This is a genomic window from Geobacillus sp. TFV-3 (assembly GCF_009901865.1).
Classification (GTDB): Bacteria; Bacillota; Bacilli; order Bacillales; family Anoxybacillaceae; genus Geobacillus; species Geobacillus thermoleovorans_A.
In genome coordinates, this window is the sequence record NZ_MPSP01000001.1 from 962,378 (window position 1) to 984,791 (window position 22,414).

General features: G+C 54.1%; 18 protein-coding genes, 1 other RNA gene and 1 other annotated feature. Of the genes, 18 read left to right on the top strand and 1 reads right to left on the bottom strand.

Annotated features, from left to right (window positions below):
• The first annotated feature begins 36 nt into the window (after positions 1-36).
• The 11 genes from recJ (at position 37) to BJQ97_RS04850 (ending at position 12,997) form a co-directional block, all read left to right on the top strand.
• The gene (recJ, locus tag BJQ97_RS04805; protein WP_160157538.1) at positions 37-2,403 is read left to right on the top strand and encodes a single-stranded-DNA-specific exonuclease RecJ; all 2,367 of its coding nucleotides are present in this window, start codon (positions 37-39) and stop codon (positions 2,401-2,403) included.
• Entirely contained in the window at positions 2,394-2,906 is a 513-nt protein-coding gene (locus BJQ97_RS04810) for an adenine phosphoribosyltransferase (RefSeq protein WP_013144641.1), read from the top strand. Before recJ ends, BJQ97_RS04810 begins: the two co-directional genes overlap by 10 nt.
• A 150-nt stretch (positions 2,907-3,056) precedes the next feature.
• Positions 3,057-5,255, top strand: a complete 2,199-nt coding sequence (locus tag BJQ97_RS04815) for a RelA/SpoT family protein (RefSeq protein ID WP_160155718.1) — start codon at positions 3,057-3,059, stop codon at positions 5,253-5,255.
• Between the two features lie 23 nt (positions 5,256-5,278).
• On the top strand, positions 5,279-5,737 hold the full coding sequence (gene dtd, locus BJQ97_RS04820) for a D-aminoacyl-tRNA deacylase (protein ID WP_160155719.1): 459 nt from the start codon (positions 5,279-5,281) through the stop codon (positions 5,735-5,737).
• 80 nt (positions 5,738-5,817) lie between these two features.
• Positions 5,818-5,991 (top strand): hypothetical protein, encoded by a 174-nt coding sequence (locus tag BJQ97_RS17310; protein WP_020756192.1) that lies wholly within the window; start codon positions 5,818-5,820, stop codon positions 5,989-5,991.
• 256 nt (positions 5,992-6,247) lie between these two features.
• Positions 6,248-6,811, top strand: a complete 564-nt coding sequence (gene ahpC, locus BJQ97_RS04825; protein ID WP_011232052.1) for an alkyl hydroperoxide reductase subunit C — start codon at positions 6,248-6,250, stop codon at positions 6,809-6,811.
• A 13-nt stretch (positions 6,812-6,824) separates the two neighbouring features.
• Complete coding sequence (gene ahpF / locus BJQ97_RS04830; RefSeq protein ID WP_160155720.1) at positions 6,825-8,354, top strand: alkyl hydroperoxide reductase subunit F; 1,530 nt, start codon at positions 6,825-6,827, stop codon at positions 8,352-8,354.
• Between the two features lie 134 nt (positions 8,355-8,488).
• Positions 8,489-8,720: a binding site (T-box leader), on the top strand.
• Positions 8,721-8,766: 46 nt separating this feature from the next.
• Complete coding sequence (gene hisS, locus BJQ97_RS04835; protein WP_160155721.1) at positions 8,767-10,047, top strand: histidine--tRNA ligase; 1,281 nt, start codon at positions 8,767-8,769, stop codon at positions 10,045-10,047.
• A gap of 4 nt (positions 10,048-10,051) precedes the next feature.
• The gene (gene aspS / locus BJQ97_RS04840; protein WP_160155722.1) at positions 10,052-11,824 is read left to right on the top strand and encodes an aspartate--tRNA ligase; all 1,773 of its coding nucleotides are present in this window, start codon (positions 10,052-10,054) and stop codon (positions 11,822-11,824) included.
• A 70-nt stretch (positions 11,825-11,894) separates the two neighbouring features.
• Positions 11,895-12,081, top strand: a non-coding RNA gene (gene ssrS, locus BJQ97_RS04845) — 6S RNA.
• A gap of 151 nt (positions 12,082-12,232) precedes the next feature.
• The gene (locus tag BJQ97_RS04850) at positions 12,233-12,997 is read left to right on the top strand and encodes a tRNA threonylcarbamoyladenosine dehydratase (protein ID WP_160155723.1); all 765 of its coding nucleotides are present in this window, start codon (positions 12,233-12,235) and stop codon (positions 12,995-12,997) included.
• A 148-nt stretch (positions 12,998-13,145) separates the two neighbouring features.
• On the opposite strand, the gene BJQ97_RS04855 is transcribed toward BJQ97_RS04850, so the two are convergent.
• Complete coding sequence (locus tag BJQ97_RS04855; RefSeq protein ID WP_160155724.1) at positions 13,146-13,790, bottom strand: RsfA family transcriptional regulator; 645 nt, start codon at positions 13,788-13,790, stop codon at positions 13,146-13,148.
• Positions 13,791-13,971: 181 nt separating this feature from the next.
• Between BJQ97_RS04855 and BJQ97_RS04860 the strand changes: the two genes are divergently transcribed.
• The 7 genes from BJQ97_RS04860 to mnmA all read left to right on the top strand — a co-directional run bounded on the left by BJQ97_RS04860 (position 13,972) and on the right by mnmA (position 22,380).
• Positions 13,972-17,019, top strand: coding sequence for an efflux RND transporter permease subunit (locus BJQ97_RS04860; protein WP_160157539.1), 3,048 nt, complete (start codon positions 13,972-13,974; stop codon positions 17,017-17,019).
• A 97-nt stretch (positions 17,020-17,116) separates the two neighbouring features.
• Positions 17,117-17,977 carry a TetR/AcrR family transcriptional regulator gene (locus tag BJQ97_RS04865; protein WP_160155725.1) on the top strand — a complete coding sequence of 287 codons (861 nt, stop codon included), beginning with the start codon at positions 17,117-17,119 and terminating at the stop codon, positions 17,975-17,977.
• 107 nt (positions 17,978-18,084) lie between these two features.
• On the top strand, positions 18,085-19,380 hold the full coding sequence (locus BJQ97_RS04870; RefSeq protein ID WP_160155726.1) for a replication-associated recombination protein A: 1,296 nt from the start codon (positions 18,085-18,087) through the stop codon (positions 19,378-19,380).
• A gap of 40 nt (positions 19,381-19,420) precedes the next feature.
• Positions 19,421-19,663: a hypothetical protein gene (locus BJQ97_RS17315; RefSeq protein WP_201451743.1), complete on the top strand. Its 243-nt coding sequence runs from the start codon at positions 19,421-19,423 to the stop codon at positions 19,661-19,663.
• A complete protein-coding gene (cymR, locus tag BJQ97_RS04875) occupies positions 19,664-20,080 on the top strand; it encodes a cysteine metabolism transcriptional regulator CymR (RefSeq protein WP_011232042.1) in 417 nt (138 codons plus the stop codon).
• Positions 20,081-20,107: 27 nt separating this feature from the next.
• Positions 20,108-21,250, top strand: coding sequence for a cysteine desulfurase family protein (locus tag BJQ97_RS04880; RefSeq protein WP_160155727.1), 1,143 nt, complete (start codon positions 20,108-20,110; stop codon positions 21,248-21,250).
• Between the two features lie 14 nt (positions 21,251-21,264).
• On the top strand, positions 21,265-22,380 hold the full coding sequence (gene mnmA, locus BJQ97_RS04885; RefSeq protein WP_160155728.1) for a tRNA 2-thiouridine(34) synthase MnmA: 1,116 nt from the start codon (positions 21,265-21,267) through the stop codon (positions 22,378-22,380).
• Positions 22,381-22,414 lie beyond the last annotated feature (34 nt).

Genomic DNA, 22,414 nt, shown 5'->3' on the forward strand with positions numbered 1-22,414 from the left:
CCTTTTTGTATAATAAGGAGAGTTGAGGTGGGAGACATGTTGAAAGCGAAAACGCGTTGGGAGGTGGAGCGCCTCGATGAGCAGGCGGTGAGGCGGCTGGCTGAGGAAGCCGGTGTCACGCCCTTATTGGCGAGGCTTCTCGTCCGCCGCGGGGTGCGGACGGCCTCGGAGGCGGCGGCGTTTCTCAATCCGCTTGAGCAACCGTTTCATGATCCGTTTTTGCTTGACGGGATGGAGCGAGCGATTCAGCGTTTAAAGCGGGCGATCGACGCAGGTGAACGCGTGTTGGTATACGGCGATTACGATGCCGATGGCGTTTGCAGCACGTCAGTGATGGTGAGTGCTCTCAAGGAGGCGGGGGCGTCGGTCGAGTTCTACATTCCGAACCGATTTACGGAAGGATACGGGCCGAACATGGGGGCGTTTCGCGCCGCAAAAGAGCGCGGCGTTTCCGTCATTGTGACCGTCGACAATGGGATTGCGGCGGTCAAGGAAATTGCGGCCGCCAACGAGTGGGGGATGGATGTCATCGTAACGGATCACCACGAGCCAGGCCCGGTGTTGCCGGAGGCGCATGCGATCATTCATCCGAAGCAGCCGGGAAGTACATATCCGTTTCGCGATTTAGCCGGCGTCGGCGTTGCGTTTAAGGTAGCCCATGCTTTGCTTGGGCGGGTGCCGCGCCATTTGCTTGATTTGGTCGCGATCGGCACGATCGCTGATTTGGTTCCGCTTGTTGGGGAAAACCGCCTCTTTGTTGCACACGGGCTTGAAGCGTTGCGAGCGACGGAGCGCATCGGGCTGTGCGCTCTTTTTCGGCAATGCCGCATTGATGCGGCGTCCATCAACGAACAGACGGTCGGATTTGTCATTGCTCCGCGCTTGAACGCGGTGGGGCGCCTTGGCGGCGCCGATCCGGCGGTGGCGCTCCTAATGACGGACGATGAGAATGAAGCGGTGCAGCTGGCAGCGGAGATGGACGACTTAAACCGCGAACGTCAGCAGCTTGTGGCGCAAATCGCTGAAGAAGCGGTGGACATGGTGCGCCGCCAATTTCCTCCTGAGGAACATCGCGTCTTGGTTGTGGCAGGCGAAGGATGGAATGCCGGAGTGGTCGGCATTGTCGCTTCTAAGCTTGTCGAGCAGTTTTACCGCCCGGCGGTCGTACTTTCAATCGACCGGGAAAAAGGGATCGCCAAAGGGTCAGCCCGCAGCATTCATGGGTTTGACTTATTCGCCAGCCTGTCGCAATGCCGCGACCTGCTGCCGCACTTTGGCGGCCACCCGATGGCGGCGGGGATGACATTGGCGCTTGATGATGTCGAAGAATTGCGGCAACGGCTGAATGCTATCGCCGCCGAAACGTTGTCTGAGGACGATTTTACGCCGCCGACGTTCATTGATGCTTCCTGTTCGATCGCTGAGTTGACGCTGTCGGCCGCCCGCAGCCTTGAGCGGTTCGCTCCGTTTGGCGTCGGCAATCCGCGGCCGCTTGTTCTCATTGAAGGGGCGTCGGTTGAAACCATGCGGCGCGTCGGGGCGAACGGAGCCCATATGAAAGCCGTCTTTTCCCAAGACGGGGCTGCGATCGACGCCATCGGCTTCGGCCTTGGGCCGTTATGCGAAGAAATCGCTCCGGATGCGCGCATTTCGGCAGTCGGGGAGCTGTCGGTGAACGAATGGAACGGGTTCGCCAAGCCGCAGCTGTCGTTGTGTGATCTGGCGGTCAGCGACTGTCAGCTGTTTGACGTCCGCGGCTGCCGCGACGTCCGTCCGCTTCTTGAGCGGCTGCCAAAAGAGAAGCGGCTAGTCGTCTCCTTTCGTCGCGAAACCGGGCAGCGCCCAGACGTGGCGCCATTTCGCGGGGAGCTTCATTGCGTGTCGACTGAAGAAGAGGCGTGCGCCTTATCGATTGACGACCGCTATGTCGTGCTGCTTGACGTGCCGCCGCGGCTGGCCTTGCTGTCGGCGCTTCTTAGCAACGGGCGGCCGGCGCGCATTTACGCGGTGTTTGCCCAGCCCGAGGCGCAATTTTTCCGCACGTTTCCGACGCGCGACCATTTTAAATGGTTTTACGCCTTTTTGCATCGACACCGTTCGTTTCCGCTCGCCAAGCGCGGCGGTGAGCTGGCCCGCGCCCGCGGCTGGACGGAAGAGACGGTTCATTTTATGGCGAAAGTATTTTTAGAGCTTGACTTTATCAGCGAACAAAACGGCGTCATTTCGCTCGTTCATCAGCCAGCGAAGCGCGATTTGCACGAATCGCCGACGTACCGCCGTCGGCGGGACGAGCTCGAGGCGGAGCATCAGTTAGTCTATTCCACTTACGAGCAATTGAAACGTTGTTTGGCGGAAATGACACGTTCGCAAACGCACGAGGAGGCAAACGTATCATGGACTTAAAACAATACATTACGATTGTGCCCGATTTCCCGAAGCCGGGCATCATGTTTAAAGATATTACAACACTGATGGACAACGGTCCGGCGTACAAATATGCGACCGACCAAATTGTTCAATATGCGCGCGAAAAACAAATCGACATCGTCGTTGGTCCGGAAGCGCGCGGCTTTATCATCGGATGCCCAGTCGCTTATGCGCTTGGCGTCGGATTTGCGCCGGTGCGCAAGGAAGGGAAGCTGCCGCGCGAAGTCGTCCGTGTTGAGTATGGCCTGGAATATGGAACAGATGTCTTGACGATGCATAAAGATGCCATTAAGCCAGGGCAGCGCGTGTTGATCACCGACGACTTGCTGGCGACAGGCGGCACCATGCGGGCGACGATCGATTTGGTGGAACAGCTCGGCGGAGTGGTGGCCGGATTGGCGTTTTTGATTGAGCTCACCGAGCTTGGCGGCCGCAAAAAGTTGGAAGGCTACGACATTTTGACGCTGATGCAGTTTTAAACAGTCGACATTGTTCGCATCTTCGGATACAATAGAGAAAAAAGGGGGGCACTCACACATGAGTGCTCTTTCTTATTAACCGTATGAACGCAATGAACGTCTGTGCTTTGCAACTTCAATTTTAATTGATTAAAAAGGTGATTCAACCCTATGGCCAATGAACAAGTGCTGACAGCGGAGCAAGTGTTTGAACGAGCGAGCTGTTATTTGTCGGAACGAGACGTCTCCTTTTTGAAAAAGGCGTATGAGTTTGCCAAGCACGCCCACCGCGATCAATTTCGGAAATCGGGCGAACCATACATCATCCACCCCATTCAAGTCGCTGGCATTTTGGTGGACTTGAAGATGGACGCGACGACGATCGCCGCTGGGTTTTTGCATGATGTCATCGAAGACACTGAAGCGACAAAAGAAGACCTCGAGCACGAGTTTGGCGCGGAAGTGGCGATGCTTGTCGACGGAGTGACGAAGCTTGGGAAAATTAAATATAAATCGCAGGAAGAACAGCAGGCGGAAAATCATCGAAAAATGTTTTTGGCCATGGCGCAAGATATTCGCGTCATCTTGATCAAGCTCGCCGACCGGCTGCACAATATGCGGACGTTAAAACATTTGCCGGTGGAAAAGCAGCGGCGCATCGCCAATGAGACGCTCGAAATTTTCGCTCCGCTCGCACATCGGCTCGGCATTTCGAAAATCAAATGGGAGCTTGAGGATACGGCGCTCCGCTATTTAAACCCGCAGCAATATTACCGCATCGTCAATTTAATGAAGAAAAAGCGGGCCGAGCGCGAGCAATATTTGGAGGAAGTCATTCAAGAGGTGCGCGAGCGGCTCAACGAAGTGCATATTCCGTGTGAAATTTCTGGACGCCCGAAACATATTTACAGCATTTACCGAAAAATGGTGATGCAAAACAAACAGTTCAACGAAATTTACGATTTGCTCGCTGTCCGCATCATCGTCAACAGCATCAAAGACTGCTATGCTGTCCTTGGCATTATTCATACGTGCTGGAAGCCAATGCCGGGTCGCTTCAAAGACTACATCGCCATGCCGAAGCCGAACATGTACCAATCGCTCCATACAACGGTGATCGGTCCAAAAGGCGAACCGCTTGAGGTGCAAATCCGCACGTTTGAAATGCACCAAATCGCCGAGTTCGGGATCGCCGCCCACTGGGCGTACAAAGAAGGAAAGACGATCAAACCCAACTCATTTGAAGAAAAGTTGTCTTGGTTTCGAGAAATTTTGGAGTGGCAAAATGACGCCAGCAACGCCGAAGAGTTCATGGAATCGCTCAAGATGGACTTGTTTTCCGACATGGTGTTCGTTTTTACGCCCAAAGGCGATGTCATCGAACTGCCGGCCGGATCGGTGCCGATTGACTTCGCCTACCGCATCCATTCGGAAATCGGCAACAAGACGATCGGGGCGAAAGTGAACGGCAAAATGGTGCCGCTTGACTACAAGCTGCAAACGGGCGACATCGTCGAAATTTTAACGTCAAAACATTCGTACGGTCCGAGCCAAGACTGGCTGAAGCTGGCGAAAACGTCGCAGGCGCGCAACAAAATCCGCCAGTTTTTCAAAAAGCAGCGGCGCGAAGAAAACATCGAAAAAGGCAAAGAGATGGTCGAAAAAGAGGTGCGAAGCCTCGGCTTTGAGCCGAAAGAAGTGATGACAGCCGACAACGTAAAGCGCGTCGCGGAAAAATTCAACTTTTCTAATGAAGAGGATATGTATGCTGCTGTCGGCTACCATGGGATTACGGCCGCCCAAATTGCACACCGGCTGACGGAAAAATGGCGGAAGCAGCGCGACCTTGAGGAGCAGCAGCGCAAGTTGGCGGAGGCAGTCTCCGAAGCGAAGCTGCCGGCTGGAAAAAAACGCGACTGCGGCATCCGCGTCCAAGGGGTTGACAATTTGCTCATCCGTCTGTCGCGCTGCTGCAACCCGGTGCCGGGGGATGAAATCATCGGTTTTATTACCCGCGGCCGCGGCATTTCCGTCCACCGCGCCGATTGCCCGAACATCAAGACCGAAGAAGCGGCCGATCGATTGATTGCCGTTGAATGGGAGAGCGGAGCAAACGGCGAGCGTGAGTACAATGTCGATATTGAAATCACTGGCTTTGACCGTCGCGGGCTGTTGAATGAGGTGCTGCAGGCGGTGAATGAAACGCGCACCGATATTTCCGCCGTCTCGGGACGCTCAGACCACCGACATAAAATTGCGACGATCCATATGACGATCGCCATTCATAATTTAAGCCACTTGCAAAAAGTCGTCGAACGAATCAAGCAAATTCCCGACATTTATTCCGTCCAGCGCTTGATGAACAACTAAGGGCAGCGAAAGGAGGAAGACGAGTGAGAGCGGTCATTCAGCGGGCGAAAGAGGCAAAGGTCACCGTCGGCGGCGAAGTCGTTGGCGCCATTGGTGCGGGTTTTGTCGTCCTTCTTGGCATCACCCATGAAGATACAGAAGACGATGCTGCCTATTTGGCTGAAAAAATTGCTCATTTGCGCGTTTTTGAAGATGAAAATGGAAAAATGAACCGCTCTTTGCTCGACGTCGGCGGAGCGGTGCTGTCGGTGTCGCAGTTCACCCTTTATGGCGACTGCCGGAAAGGGCGGCGTCCGAACTTTATGGCGGCGGCAAAGCCTGATCATGCCTTGCCGCTGTATGAAGCGTTCAACGCCGCTTTGCGCGAAAGAGGCGTTCATGTCGAAACCGGCGTATTCGGTGCGATGATGGACGTATCGCTCACAAACGATGGGCCAGTCACCTTGATCATCGACAGCAGCGAGAAATCGGGAAACAGATGAAGTTTCCCGGTTTCTTTTTTATTTTCGGCGAAAAATGGGAAAGATGAAAACAAGTGCGGCAATAAGAAGGGAGGAGCGCGATGCGGCAAACCAAAAGAGGCGAGCAGGCGCACCGGACAAACGATGTGCTGTCTGTCGACTTTCACGAATGGGTGCGGCTCGAGGCCCAATACAGAGCGTTTGAGTTGGCATCCGAATTCGGTGTGGCGCCGAAAGACGTACAAATGTTGAAAAAACAGCAGCCCCGTCCGTAAATATGGTGAGTTGGAAGGAGCGCACGCGGTGTGCGGATGTTTCGTGGACCGAGGCGGTGTGGGCCCGTTCAGGCGAAACAGCTGCGAATAAAAATGCCCATCCCTGCGAGCGCTGCGCATCCGCTCAACACCGGTCCGGTTCAGTTACAGGAAAAAAATCCATTGCATATGTATTGACAAACATATGCCCCTATATGATAATAAGTATTGGTTTAAAATTATTATAAACTAACAGTCGCAGGAGGTAGATGAAGCAATGTCTTTGGTTGGGAAAAAAGTACAACCATTCCGTGCCCAAGCGTATCACAACGGCGAATTCATCGAAGTGACAGAGCAAGACTTCATGGGGAAATGGAGCATCGTTTGCTTCTATCCAGCGGACTTTACATTCGTCTGCCCGACGGAGCTCGAAGATTTGCAAGATCACTACGCGACGTTTAAAGAACTTGGCGTGGAAGTGTACTCCGTTTCGACCGACACTCACTTTACTCATAAAGCATGGCACGATACGTCTCCAGCCATCAGCAAAATCGAATACGTGATGATTGGCGATCCTTCGCATCAACTGTCGCGCATGTTTGATGTGCTCGATGAAGAACAAGGATTGGCGCAGCGCGGCACGTTCATCATCGATCCAGACGGCGTCATTCAAGCGGTGGAAATCAATGCGGACGGCATCGGCCGCAACGCCAGCACGCTGATTGATAAAATTAAAGCGGCCCAATACGTGCGCAACCATCCGGGTGAAGTCTGCCCGGCGAAATGGAAAGAAGGAGCGGAAACGCTGAAGCCAAGCCTTGACCTCGTCGGCAAAATTTAAGGGGGCTTAGGCGATGCTGTTGGAGGCTGATATTAAGGCGCAACTAGCCCAATATTTGCAATTGCTTGAAAATGATATTGTCTTGACGGTAAGCGCGGGAGACGACAACGTTTCCCGCGATATGCTTGCTTTAATCGATGAATTGACGGCGCTGTCGCCGAAAATCAAAGTCGAAAAAGCGAAGCTGGAACGAACGCCAAGCTTCAGCGTCAACCGAGTCGGCGAAAACACCGGCATCACATTCGCCGGCGTGCCGCTCGGCCATGAATTTACGTCCCTCGTTTTGGCGCTGCTTCAAGTGAGCGGGCGGCCGCCGAAAGTCAGCCAAGACGTGGTGGAACGCATTCAACAAATCAAGGGCAAACATCATTTTGAAACGTACGTCAGCTTGAGTTGCCACAACTGCCCGGACGTCGTGCAAGCGCTCAACATCATGAGCGTGTTGAACCCAGACATTTCGCATACGATGATCGACGGGGCGGCGTTTAAAGAAGAGGCCGAGCAAAAAGGGATTATGGCTGTGCCGACGGTATTTTTAAACGGCAAGCTGTTCGCAAGCGGCCGCATGTCGATTGAAGACATTCTCGCCAAATTAGGGAGTGCGCCGGATGCTTCTTCCTTCGCCGACAAAGAGCCGTTCGACGTGTTGGTGATCGGCGGCGGCCCTGCGGGTGCGGCAGCAGCCATTTACGCAGCGCGCAAAGGCATTCGCACTGGCATTGTCGCGGAGCGCTTCGGCGGACAAATTTTAGATACGCTCGGCATTGAAAACTTTATCAGCGTCAAATATACGGAAGGGCCGAAGCTTGCGGCCAGCATTGAAGAACATGTGAAGCAATACAACGTCGACATCATGAGCTCGCAGCGGGCAAAACGACTCGAGAAAAAAGACTTGATTGAAGTCGAGTTGGAAAACGGCGCTGTGTTGAAAAGCAAGACAGTTGTAATCGCGACAGGCGCCCGTTGGCGCAACCTTGGCGTGCCGGGCGAGGAAGAGTTCAAAAACAAAGGAGTCGCCTATTGCCCGCACTGCGACGGCCCGCTGTTCGAAGGGAAGCACGTGGCGGTTATCGGCGGCGGGAACTCCGGCGTCGAAGCGGCGATTGACCTCGCTGGCATCGCCAGCCATGTGACGCTGCTTGAGTTCGCCCCTGAACTCAAGGCGGATGCTGTTTTGCAAGACCGTTTGTACAGCTTGCCGAACGTAACGGTGATCAAAAACGCGCAAACGACGGAAATCACCGGCACGGACAAAGTCAACGGCTTGACGTACATCGACCGGGAAACAGGAGAAGAACACCATATTGAATTGCAAGGAGTGTTCGTGCAAATCGGCCTTGTACCGAACACCGAATGGCTTGAAGGGACGGTGGAACGAAACCGCTTCGGTGAAATCGTCGTCGATAAACGCGGCGCGACGAACATTGAAGGCGTCTTTGCTGCGGGCGACTGCACGGACAGCGCCTATAAGCAAATCATGATTTCGATGGGCTCGGGTGCAACCGCGGCGTTAAGCGCGTTTGATTATTTGATTCGCCATTAAGAGGGCCGAAGGTGAACCGCCTCTTCGGTCCTATGGAGGGGCGGTTCAACGAATCGGCTCTCTTTTTTATGAGGTGAGACAACTTGACAAACGGCCGGTTTTCTCCGTAATATAAAATTACATTTTTCCATACGGAACAACCGATGATGGAGAAAAGTAGTTAAGGCCCACATGGCCAGAGAGGAAGCGCCCAAGGCTGCGAGCGCTTCTCCATGATGGCTTAACGAAAGACACTCCGTAGGTTTCCCTTTGAACGCGCTTTGCGCCAGTAAAGAGGAACGTGTGCCATGCGTTAATGGCGACAAGCGGAAGCCGGATCGGCTTCAATTAGGGTGGCACCGCGGGAATGACGCTCTCGTCCCTATCGATGACAGGGACAAGGGCGTTTTATTTTGGGCAAAGGAGGATGAGCATGGCTTTTCAAATTCCAAGAGGGACACAAGATGTGCTGCCGGGTGACTCGGAAAAATGGCAATATGTCGAGCACATAGCTCGCAGCCTCTGCAGCCGGTATGGGTATCAGGAAATCCGGACGCCGATTTTTGAACATACAGAGCTTTTCTTGCGCGGCGTGGGGGATACAACGGACATCGTGCAAAAAGAAATGTACACGTTCGAAGACAAAGGGGGCCGCGCGCTGACGCTCCGCCCGGAAGGCACGGCGCCGGTTGTCAGAGCGTTTGTCGAGCATAAGCTGTACGGCAGTCCAAACCAGCCGCTGAAATTGTATTACAGCGGGCCGATGTTTCGCTACGAGCGGCCGGAAGCGGGACGGTTCCGCCAGTTCGTCCAGTTCGGCGTCGAGGCGCTCGGCAGCAGCGACCCGGCGATTGACGCCGAAGTGATGGCGCTGGCGATGCATATTTACGAGGCGCTCGGGTTAAAACGAGTCCGGCTTGTCATGAACAGCTTGGGTGATCTTGACAGCCGCCGGGCGCACCGCGAGGCGCTTGTCCGCCATTTTTCAAGCCGCATCCACGAGCTGTGCTCGGACTGTCAGATGCGGCTTCGTACGAATCCGCTCCGTATTCTCGACTGTAAAAAAGACCGCGATCACGAGCTGATGGCGACGGCGCCGTCGATTTTAGACTATTTAAATGACGAATCGCGCGCTTACTTTGAAAAAGTCAAACAATACTTGACGGCGCTCGGCATCCCGTTTGTCATCGATGCGCGCCTCGTGCGCGGGCTTGATTATTACAACCATACGACGTTTGAAATTATGAGCGAGGCGGAAGGGTTCGGCGCGGCAGCGACGCTGTGCGGCGGCGGGCGCTACAACGGGCTTGTCCAAGAAATCGGCGGTCCGGAGACGCCGGGCATCGGCTTTGCCTTGAGCATCGAGCGGCTGTTGGCCGCCCTTGATGCGGAAGGGGTGGAACTGCCGGTGGAGAGTGGGCTTGACTGCTATGTCGTCGCCGTCGGCAAGCGTGCGAAAGACGAAGCGGTCCGACTCGTCTATGCATTGCGCCGCGCCGGATTGAGGGTGGATCAAGATTATTTGGATCGAAAACTGAAGGCGCAGCTGAAGGCCGCCCACCGGCTTGGGGCATTGTTTGTCGCCATCATCGGCGATGAAGAACTCGAGAGACAGGAAGCGGCGGTAAAGCATATGGCGAGCGGCGAGCAAACGAATGTACCGCTCGGCGAACTGGCGCACTTTTTGCTTGAACGGATCGGGAAGGAGGAGTGAGCGAATGGAACGCACATATTATTGCGGGGAAGTGCCGGAAACGGCCGTCGGCGAGCGTGTCGTGCTCAAAGGCTGGGTGCAAAAGCGCCGTGACTTAGGTGGCCTCATTTTCATCGACTTGCGCGACCGAACGGGCATTGTCCAAGTTGTCGCCAGCCCGGACGTGTCGGCTGAAGCGCTGGGGGCAGCGGAGCGCGTGCGGAGCGAATACGTCCTGAGCGTCGAAGGAACGGTGGTCGCCCGCGCGCCGGAGACGGTCAATCCGAACATCGCGACCGGCCGCATTGAAATTCAGGCGGAACGAATTGAGATCATCAACGAGGCAAAAACGCCGCCGTTTTCGATTTCCGATGATACGGATGCGGCGGAAGACGTGCGCTTAAAATATCGGTATTTGGATTTGCGCCGTCCATTCATGTTTCAAACACTGGCGCTTCGCCACAAAATCACAAAGGCGGTGCGCGACTTTTTGGATAGCGAACGCTTTTTGGAAATCGAGACGCCGATGTTGACGAAAAGCACGCCGGAAGGGGCGCGCGACTATTTGGTGCCAAGCCGCATCCATCCGGGCGAATTTTACGCCTTGCCGCAGTCGCCGCAAATTTTTAAGCAGCTGCTCATGGTCGGCGGTGTGGAACGGTATTACCAAATCGCCCGTTGCTTCCGCGACGAGGATTTGCGCGCTGACCGCCAGCCGGAATTTACACAAATCGACATCGAAATGTCGTTTATCGAACAAGAGGATATTATCGATTTAACCGAACGGATGATGGCTGCCGTTGTGAAAGCGGCAAAAGGGATCGACATCCCGCGCCCGTTTCCGCGCATCACGTATGACGAAGCGATGAGCCGCTACGGCTCGGACAAACCAGATGTGCGCTTTGGCTTGGAACTTGTTGACGTATCGGACATCGTCCGTGATTCAGCATTTCAAGTGTTCGCCCGCGCCGTCAAAGAAGGAGGCCAAGTGAAGGCGATCAACGCGAAAGGCGCTGCTCCTCGGTATTCGCGTAAAGATATTGACGCCTTAGGAGAATTTGCCGGCCGCTACGGGGCGAAAGGGCTCGCCTGGCTGAAAGCGGAAGGCGAAGAGCTGAAAGGACCGATCGCCAAGTTTTTCACCGATGAGGAACAGGCGGCGCTGCGTCGAGCGCTTGCTGTCGAAGACGGGGATTTGCTTTTGTTTGTTGCCGACGAAAAAGCGATCGTCGCCGCGGCGCTCGGCGCGCTGCGGCTGAAGCTTGGCAAGGAGCTCGGCTTGATCGACGAAGCGAAGCTCGCGTTTTTGTGGGTGACGGATTGGCCGCTTTTGGAGTATGACGAAGAAGAAGGGCGCTATTACGCCGCCCACCATCCGTTTACGATGCCGGTGCGCGACGACATTCCGCTGTTGGAGACAAACCCAAGCGCCGTCCGAGCGCAGGCGTACGACCTCGTCTTAAATGGCTATGAGCTTGGCAGCGGCTCGCTCCGCATTTTCGAGCGGGACGTGCAAGAAAAGATGTTCCGCGCCTTAGGGTTCAGCGAAGAAGAAGCGCACCGTCAGTTCGGATTCTTGCTTGAGGCGTTTGAATACGGCACTCCGCCGCACGGCGGCATTGCGCTTGGCCTTGAACGGCTGGTGATGTTGCTCGCTGGGCGCACGAACTTGCGCGATACGATCGCGTTTCCGAAAACGGCGAGCGCGAGTTGCTTGCTCACCGAAGCGCCGGGGCCGGTTAGCGCCAAGCAGCTCGAGGAGCTGCACTTGGCGGTTGTGCTTCTGGAAAAAGAATAATGGCGTTGCTGGAAAGATCGGCGGCAAGTGTTCACAAACGCTCAAAAATATGATACAATCAAAGCAACAAACCGTCCTAATGTGTTCGTCGAATCACCGATCGTTTTGACCGAACAGTTCATGATCCGGGAGCCCGGGGTTTCCAAGCGGCGTGCACGCCTCTTCGTCACAGGGGAAGCACAAACCTTGGAACAGGGCACCCACCTATGGGAGAGCGGGTTCAAAACGAAGGCATCGACGGCACGATTGGGACTGGCAACATCAAGGAATCCACAACATTTCCCCTATGCGGATGGCCGCGTAGGGGTTTTGTTTTGCCAGCAAAATGCCGTTGCCTCTTTTGCTGCCTTGATGGTAGGATAAAAAGCGGCATAAACATCAATTTTGAAGCAAACGGAGAGGAGAACGATGCTGCACCAATTTTCCCGCAATGAACTCGCGATTGGTCCAGAAGGATTGGAACGCTTAAAAAACGCCACCGTCGCCGTCCTTGGCGTCGGCGGCGTTGGTTCGTTCGCCGTCGAGGCGCTCGCTCGTTCCGGCATTGGCCGCTTGGTGCTTGTGGATCGTGATAACGTCGATATCACCAACATCAACCGGCAAATCCATGCGTTGCTCTCGACTATCGGACGTCCGAAAGTGGAGCTCATGAAAGAGCGCATCGCCGACATCAACCCGGCGTGCGAGGTGATCGCTTTGCAAATGTTTTATACGGAAGAGACGTATGAGCAGTTTTTCGCCTATGATCTCGATTTTGTCATCGATGCGTCCGACACGATTGTGTACAAAGTGCATTTGATGAAACAATGCCTCAAGCGCGGCATCCCGGTCATCTCCAGCATGGGTGCGGCGAACAAAATGGATCCGACCCGGTTTCGCATTGCTGATATTTCGAAAACACACACCGATCCGATCGCGAAAGTCATCCGCGCCAAGCTGCGCAAAGAAGGGATCCGCCGCGGCATTCCGGTCGTCTTTTCCGACGAGAAGCCGGTGAAAATCCGCGAAGATGTCCGCCAGGTCGTCGGCAATGACGCTTCGCCGATCCGCAAGGCGAAAATGCCGCCGTCTTCGAATGCTTTCGTTCCATCAGTTGCCGGGCTCATTATGGCTTCGTACGTGATTAATCGTCTATTAGAAGGAATTCCCATAAGGCGCGTTGGCGACGATTGAACGACTCCACCTTCATTTCAAACAAAATGGGAAGATGGAGATTCCTGTGAACATCCGGTGCATTCACCCACCGGTTTGTTAGCGAACGCTGTCCGTCGTTCCAGCGGTGAAGACGTGTCCCGATGCTTTGTTGGGGCACCTTCTTTTTTTATGAATGGGCGAGCGATTCGTTCGATCCGTTCGCTTCGGCGGCAAACAGCTGGGCAAGAGAGAAGCGGCCGCCTTCTTCCGAAGCGAGCTGGCGGGCGCGGGCCATAATTTTCACGAGCGCCTCATAATCTTCTTGCACGGTGGTCTGCCTCGTTTCAAGGCGTTCGAGTTTTTGAGCAAGCTGTTCGTTCCGCGCCTGCCATTCCGCTCGTTCGCGTTTCAGGCGCTCGTTGTCCTGGCGGATCGCTTCCATCTCCTCGATGCCGCGCCGCAATGTTTGCAAAAAGGAAATGCACTGCTCCAGTGTCAATGGGGCCGCCGGGAGAAAAGGCGATGATCCTTCGGCGCCATCCCGTTCTCCAGAAGGACTCCAAGCAGTATTGTCTTTTTGCCGCTTTTTCATCATTTCGAGCGCTCGTTTCCGTTCTTTCCGCTGCTTTTTTGCCTGTTCGATCGCCTCAAGGTACCGTTTGCGCACCTCGGCGTTCCAACGGAATCCGCATGCTGCCGCTGTGCGGTGCAGTTGTTTCCCAACGACTTCAAAAGCGGCAAGTTGCGTTTTTCCTTCGCGTATATATTGCAGCACCGTTTCAGCCAACAGGACATCTTCTTCATGTGACCAAGCATCCTGTCTTGTTTTCATGTTGTCCACCCCATCAAATGGTAATGTTGATATGGTCATAGTTTTTCCGTTTGATTTCCACTTTAAACTTCGCCCTTTTCATTTTTCCCATTTTCATGTATGATAGAAATAGTTTTGTATGACCAGTCAGTCTAAAATGATTAGACTGATTGGTCAAAATCGTAGGATGAGAGGTGGTATGATGACGTTTTTGACTAGGTTCAGTCTGAAAAATGCGGCAGCGGTGTTTGTATGTTCGTTTTTGCTCATGTTTCTAGGACTGTATTCCTTCTCCTCCTTGAAGGTCGATTTGCTGCCGAACATCGAATTTCCCCAGTTGTCGATTGAAGCGGTCTATCCAGGGGCTTCTCCGCAGGACGTGAATGAGGAGGTCACGGCCAAGCTCGAGGAAAAACTGAAGTCCCTTGACGGGCTTAAGCAAATGCAGAGCTCTTCCTATGAAGGAATGGCCGTTATTAATCTTGAATTTCCGTTTCGGACGGATATGGAGAAAATGGAGCGGCAGGTTGAATCGCTCATTGATAAGGCAGGATTGCCTGACAATGTACAAACTGAAGTCAATCGGTTTTCATTCGATTCCATCCCGGTTTTCAACATTTCCTTGTTCGCTAAAAAGGGAACCGATCTGCAAACGTTGCTGGAAACCGAAGTGATTCCAGAATTGAATAAAATCGACGGGGTGAATTCCGTTTCGATCGGCGGAGACAGCGAGCGCTTCATCCGGATCACCGTCGACCGGAAAAAGGCTGCTCAGGCGGGATTGACCTTGTCAGAGATAAAAAAACAAATCAATGAAAAGGTGTTTGCCTTTCCGGCCGGAACGTTGAAAAGCGATGCTTGGCAAATTCCGGTTCGCGTCGAAGAAACATTGAGCACCATTCATGAGCTGCAAAACATGACGCTTGTGCCAACAACTGTTTCGATGGCAGCGAATGGATTGCAGCGCGTTGCGCCCGTCAAGCTTGGGGACATTGCGGCGATTGAGGAAGTCAACGAGCAAAGCGAATTCACCCGCTATAATTTGAAGCCATCGCTGTCGATGGCCGTGACGAAAAAACAGGATGCCAATACGATTGAAGTGGCGGACCAAGTCATCAAAGTGCTGAATTCCTACAAACATCAGTTTGATTATTCCATCGGGTTTGATTCGTCAGCTGGCATCAAACAATCCGTTGAATCGCTTGTCCGTGAAGGGCTGCTCGGGGCGCTGTTCGCTTCGTTGGCTGTATTGCTCTTTTTGCGCAACGTTCGGGCGACCGTGATTGCCATCATCTCGATTCCGCTCTCGCTGCTTGTATCGGCCATTTTTCTCAATCGTATGGATATTACCCTCAATGTCATGACGCTTGGCGGCATGGCCGTCGCCGTCGGCCGAGTCGTGGATGACAGCATTGTCGTGATTGAAAATATTTTCCGCCGCGTCCGCCGGGACAAAACAGGCATGAGCGATGAGTTAGTCGAGCAATCAACGAAAGAAATTGTCAAAGCGATTGTGTCCTCGACCATCACAACCGTTGTCGTCTTTTTGCCTCTCGGGCTTGTTGGGGGCGTTACAGGGGAATTTTTCCTGCCTTTTGCCTTGACGGTTGCGTTTGCCCTGTTGGCCTCTTTGTTGGTGGCCGTGACGGTTGTGCCGATTTTAGCGAAATTTTCGTTCCGCCGTGTGCCGCCAGAGGAAAAAGAAGGCGCGCTCCAGCGTCTGTATGGACGAATCATTGAATGGGCGCTCAACCATAAAGCGATTGTCTTTGTGTTGTCGGTTGTGCTGTTGGTTGGTTCATTGGCGCTCGTGCCGAAACTTGGATTTACGTTTTTGCCGAACGAAGAGCAGAAAACGCTGGTGGCGAGCATTGAACTGCCGGCTTCCACATCGGTGGCCAAAACGAATGATGTGTCGTTGGAGATGGAAAAAATGTTTTTAAAACGAAGCGATGTCGAGAGCGTCACCGCCGCGGTGGGAAGCCGCGATTTCCGCACCGGTTTGAAGCGGCCCAATCAAGCCAGCTATTATATTCTATTAAAGGACAGCGCTGACACCGCGAAAACGGCGGTTGTTTTCGAAAAAGAAATGCGCCGCATCGCGAATCAGCTCGCGCCCGGGGCCAAAGTGGGCGTGCAAGAGATGTCGAGCGGAGGGCCGCCGACGAATAATAACGTGAATATTGACTTATACTCCAATGATTTGGAGGCGCTCCAAACAGCGGCCAAACAGGTCGAGACGTATTTAAAACAGCGCGATGATGTCAAAGATGTGACGAATAACTTGACGGAAAAGCAAAAACAAGTGATTGTCGCCATTGATCCGGAAAAGGCGGCCGCTTATGGCGTTTCGGGCATGCAATTGCTCGGGGCGGTGGCCGATGCGGCCAAACCGGTCGATGTGGGAACGCTGAAACTCGGCGGCAAGGATGAGCAAGTCGAACTTTCGTATGATGAAACGTTGGGATCGATCGATGAGTTGAAAGAGCTTCCGATCGTGACGAGAAACGGAGTGATTCCACTTTCAGCTGTCGCCGAAGTGAAAGAGGCGGACGTGTATACGTCCATTCAAAAGCTGGATGGAAAAGTGTTTGCCCGCGTATCCGCCCAGATTGTCGGTGACAACATTCAGAAAGTAACGAATGATATTTCTAAACATGTAAATGATTTGAAGATCCCATCCGATGTCACAGTGAAAACGGGCGGCGGAAGCGATGAGACGGTGCAGACGTTCCGCGAGCTCGGTGTGGCCATGGCGGCTGCCATTGGGCTTGTGTATTTGACGATGCTGATTACATTTGGCAAAGTGCGGGTGCCGCTGATCATTTTATCTTCCCTTTTGTTTGTTCCCATCGGTTCGCTGTTTGCTTTGTATGTGGCCGATGAGCCGCTTTCCATCAGCGTCATGATCGGCTTGTTGATGCTTATTGGCATCGTGACGACCAATGCGATCGTGCTGGTGGATCGAATCGGGCAAAACCGCGAACAAAAACGGATGACGGTGCGAAGCGCTATCATTGAAGCCGGCAAAACACGGCTGCGGCCGATTTTAATGACAGCCTTTGCGACTGTGACAGCGCTCATTCCGCTTGCGCTGACGAATGAGGCCGGCACGTTGATTTCGAAAGGGCTGGCCATCACTGTCATCGGCGGCCTGACGTCGTCGACGTTATTGACGCTTGTGTTCATTCCTGCGATGTATGAGGCGTTTTTCTTCCGGACGGCAAAACGCGAACCGACGGCAAAATGACAGAGCTGGATGGCCGGATAACGGGCCGTCCGGCATTTTTTTTCATGGGAAGATCGACTATAATGGACATGAAGAAGGAGCAAGGAAGGCGAAAACATTGGGACGGAAAGAGGACATCATTGAAACGGCGATGAAATTATTCGCCAAAAAAGGCTATCACGCTACTTCCATGCAGGAAATAGCCGAACGGAGCGGAGTAGCCAAAGGTTCGATTTACAATTATTTCAAATCAAAAGAAGAGTTGGCTGTATCGATTTTCCGCTACCATTATAAGGTCTTGTTTCACCAGCTTCAACAAATCGAGGCTGATCCCGCCTTAACGGCGCGCGAGCGGTTTTGCCGTCAGTTGACTGTACAAATCCAGCTGTTTGACGAACATAAAGAGCTGGTGCAAATGCAATTGGGCGAACAAGCCGTGAAGGTGAGCCGCGAGGTGCAGCATCTGGTGTTTCGCATCCGCGCCCATACGCTCCACTGGTACCGCCGGGCGATTGAAGACATATACGGCGAACAAGTGCGTCCAGTTTCGTTTGATTGCGCGACGATGCTCAACGGAATGCTGAAAGAATATCTGATTTACTTGGCGGTAGACCGAAAGCCGCTGCTTCCTGAGAAGCTTGCCACCTTCTTGCTCGATCGGCTTGATGCCATCGTTGCCAGCCTGCTTGACGGAAAGACGGGGTTGCTCGATGAAGCGATGATGGCCGATTACATTGCTGCGGCGACCCAAGAGCGGAGTCAATGGAAAGAACGGGCCATCAGCTGTTTAGAGCGCATGGCGGCGATGCGTCCGGTTGAAGACGATATTCTTCGCTCGCTGCGCTTATTGAAGGAAGAACTCGAGAAAGGAGAGACAGCTAGGCGGTTTATGGTGGAGGCGCTTCTGCTCTATTTGGCGAAATACTCGCTTCCGCTGTACAATGAGTTGAAGGAGGCCATTGAACGCTGTTTGGATTAAAACTACCGATCTTCCCACGGGGAGACGCCCCATTTGCCGAAAATGAATAGGCGGCATCGGAGGATGTGTGTGAACATAGCGTCATCAATCTCAAGGAGGAGGTCGGCATGCCCAAAACGATGGAGCCGCTCGCTCTGCGGATGCGGCCGCGGACGATCGATGAGATCGTTGGACAGCAGCACATCATTGGCCCTAGTACGCCGCTTTATAAAATGGTCAAAAAAGGTTATGTTCCATCGCTTTTGCTTTACGGAGAGCCGGGGACAGGGAAGACGTCGCTCGCTTATGCCATTGCCCGCACCGCCGGGCGCGAATGGGTCGCGATCAATGCGACGGCCGCCGGCAAAAAGGAAATCGAAGAAGCAGTTGAAGCGGCGCGTTGGTCGGGCAATGTCCTCTTATTTATCGACGAAATCCATCGGCTGAATAAAGCGCAGCAAGATGTGTTATTGCCGCATCTTGAATCCGGGCTTGTGACCTTGATGGGGGCCACAACGGAAAACCCGTTTCACGAGGTCAATCCTGCCATTCGCAGCCGCTGCGGGCAAATCCAACAACTGAAACCGCTCCAGCCGGATGACCTCATGATCATTCTGAAACGGGCGCTCGTCGACCCGGAACGAGGGGTCGGCGAGCCGCCGGTCGTCATCGACGAGTCGTTGTTATGGCGCATCGCCGAGGCAGCCGGCGGGGATGCGCGCGTCGCGCTTTCGCTTCTGGAAGCGGCGGTTGCGGCTGCCGATGAGCGCCACGGCCGCTTGTATATTGATGAGGAGATTGTAGCTTCATGCACCGCAAACCGCGGTTTTACCCATGACAAATATGGCGATCATTATTATTCGTTGTTGTCCGCGTTTCAAAAAAGCGTGCGCGGCAGCGATGCCGATGCCGCGCTTCATTATTTGGCCCGTCTGCTTGAAGGCGGAGACTTGGCGTCCGTTTGCCGGAGATTGCTTGTGATGGCTTATGAGGACATCGGACTTGCCAATCCGATGATGGGAGTGAAAGTACAGGCGGCGGTCGAAGCGGCCGAACGCCTTGGGCTGCCAGAGGCGCGCATTCCCCTCTCCGTTGTGACGATCGAACTCTGTTTAAGCCCGAAATCCAACAGCGCTTACAAGGCGCTGGACGCTGCTATTGCCGATGTCCGTTCCGGCAAGCTTGGCGATATTCCGGATCATTTAAAAGACGCCCACTACAAAGGGGCGGCTGTACTCGGGCGTGGACAAGGCTACTTGTATCCGCACGATTATCCGAACAGCTGGGTGGCGCAAGCGTATTTGCCCTCGGCTTTGGAAGGCGTCCGCTATTATGAACCGAAAGAGCATGGCGAGGAAAAACATTACGCCAAGGTGTACCGGCGGCTTGAGCAGTTGAAACAACAGGACAAGGTTCGGCCGTGAAGGGAAAGGGATTTTTATGATATAATAACATAGGCGTTTCATGCTCGCTTTGACCGAGCTGACCGGATGGAACGTAGCGTACATTCGCATCGGGATCGAAGCGTTCGCGCTGTTGGCCGGCTGGTTGCTCGGCGGCCCGGTGTTGTTTGGCACGTTCCTTTTTTGTGTGACGATCGGTTCATGCCGGCTTGGTGCTGCCGCAATGCCAAAAGGTCGTGAGCCGACTGATTGGACTGGCCGTCGGCACTCGGACGCAAGGGTTAAGCCGTTAGGAGGGATATGAATGAAGATTTCGACGAAAGGCCGATATGGCTTGACGATTATGATCGAATTGGCCAAAAAATATGGCGATCGTCCGATCTCGCTTCGTTCGATCGCCAAGGCGAACAATTTATCCGAACATTATTTAGAGCAGCTCGTCACGCCGTTGCGCAACGCCGGGCTCGTCAAAAGCATTCGCGGAGCGTATGGCGGCTATGTGCTCGCTGAACATCCAGCGAAAATCACCGCCGGCGACATTTTGCGCGTGTTGGAGGGGCCGTTGACCCCGGTCGAGGAGCTCGAGGAGGAAGAGCCGGCGAAGCGCGAGCTATGGATTCGCATCCGCGATGCGGTCGAGGAAGTGCTCGACAGCACAACGCTCGAAGATTTGGCGAAGTATAGCGACGGGGATGAAGGGGCATATATGTTTTATATTTAAGCAACAGAAAGGAAAGGAGAATGGTCGTTGGAACGGATTTATTTGGACCATGCGGCAACTTCCCCGGTCCATCCAGACGTGGCCGCCGGTATGGTCCAGTGGATGACGGAACAGTTCGGCAACCCGTCAAGCATCCATCATTTTGGACGGCAGAGCCGCCGCGCGGTCGATGAAGCGAGGGCTGTTGTCGCCCGCTCGATTGGGGCGAAAGAGACCGAGATTGTGTTTACAAGCGGCGGTACGGAAGCGGATAACTTTGCGGTCATCGGAACGGCGATAGCGAACCGCAGCCGCGGCAATCATATCATTACAACCGCCATCGAGCATCATGCGGTGCTGCGCGCTTGTGAATATTTAGAGACGAAAGGGTTTGAGGTCACGTATTTGCCCGTTGACGAACAAGGGACGGTATCGGTCGAGGATGTCAAGTCCGCGCTGCGCGATGAGACCGTTTTGGTGTCGGTCATGTTTGCCAACAACGAAGTCGGCACGATCCAGCCGATTCGCGAAATCGGGGCGTTGCTTCGCGATCATCCCGCTTATTTTCATACGGACGCCGTCCAAGCGTACGGGCTTCTTCCGGTCGATGTGAATGAATACGGGATCGATTTGCTGTCGATTTCCGCTCATAAAATCAACGGCCCGAAAGGAAGCGGGGCTTTGTATGTCCGGGAAACGGTCCGCATCACTCCGCTCCTTTTCGGCGGCGAACAAGAACGGAAGCGGCGCGCCGGTACGGAAAACGTCCCCGGCATCATCGGCTTGGCGCAGGCGGCGGAAATCGCTGAGCGAACAAGGGAAGAGAAACGCCGGCAATATGCGGCGTGGCGCGAAGCGATGCTTGCGATTTTCCGCTCCTCAGGGATCGACTATGCGGTCAACGGCCGCCCGGATGGCCTGCCGCATATTTTGAATGTCGCCTTCCCGGGAACGAATGTCGAATCGCTGCTTGTGAACTTGGATTTAGCCGGCATCGCCGCCTCGAGCGGGTCAGCATGCACCGCCGGGTCAATCGACCCGTCGCACGTGCTTGTTGCGATGTGCGGAAAAGAGTCGGAGCGCATCCATTCGTCTGTGCGCTTCAGCTTCGGGCTCGGCAATACGATGGAACAAATCGAGCGGGCGGCCGAGGAAACAGTGAAGATCATAAAGCGGCTCACAAACCGCTAAAGGGGGGAAGCAGCATGAACAAAGCGCCGCACGAAACACGCGTGGTCGTCGGCATGTCCGGCGGGGTCGACTCGTCGGTCGCTGCGCTGTTATTGAAAGAACAAGGATATGATGTGATTGGCATTTTTATGAAAAACTGGGATGACACCGATGAAAACGGCGTTTGCACGGCGACTGAGGACTACGAAGACGTCGTGCGCGTCTGCAACCAAATCGGCATCCCGTATTATGCGGTGAATTTTGAAAAACAGTATTGGGACAAAGTGTTTACGTACTTTTTGGACGAGTACAAAGCCGGGCGCACGCCGAACCCGGATGTGATGTGCAATAAAGAAATCAAGTTCAAGGCGTTTTTAGAGCACGCCATGTCGATCGGCGCCGATTACATCGCAACCGGCCATTACGCCCGCATCGAGTTTCGCGACGGCGAGTACAAAATGCTGCGCGGAGCTGACCGGAACAAAGATCAAACGTACTTTTTAAACCAACTCGGCCAAGCCCAGCTGTCGAAAGTGATGTTTCCGATCGGTCATTTGCACAAAGCCGATGTGCGTCGGATTGCGAAAGAAGCCGGGCTCGCCACCGCTGAAAAAAAAGACAGCACCGGCATTTGTTTTATTGGCGAGCGCGATTTCAAAGAATTTTTAAGCCACTATTTGCCGGCTCAGCCGGGAGTGATGAAAACGCTCGATGGCGAAGTGAAAGGTCGGCATGACGGCGTCATGTATTATACGATCGGCCAACGCCACGGCCTAGGCATCGGCGGCAGCGGCGAACCGTGGTTTGTCGTCGGCAAAGACGTGCGCGAAAACGTGTTGTATGTCGCCCAAGGGTTTGAAAACGAATATTTGTATTCCACCTCGTTAAAAGCGGTCGATGTCAACTGGGTGTCTGACCGCAAGCCGGAAGCGCCGTTCCGTTGCACGGCGAAATTTCGCTACCGCCAGCCGGATATCGGCGTGACCGTTCACTCGCTTGCGGACGGTGGGGTGGAAGTCGTGTTTGATCAACCGGCGCGGGCGGTGACGCCGGGTCAGGCGGTCGTTTTTTACAACGGCGAAGAGTGCCTTGGCGGCGGTACGATCGACGAAGTGTTCCGCAACGGCGAAAAGCTTTGGTATGTTGGCTGACGGATGTGCCGGTGCGCACGGTCTTCAATCAGGC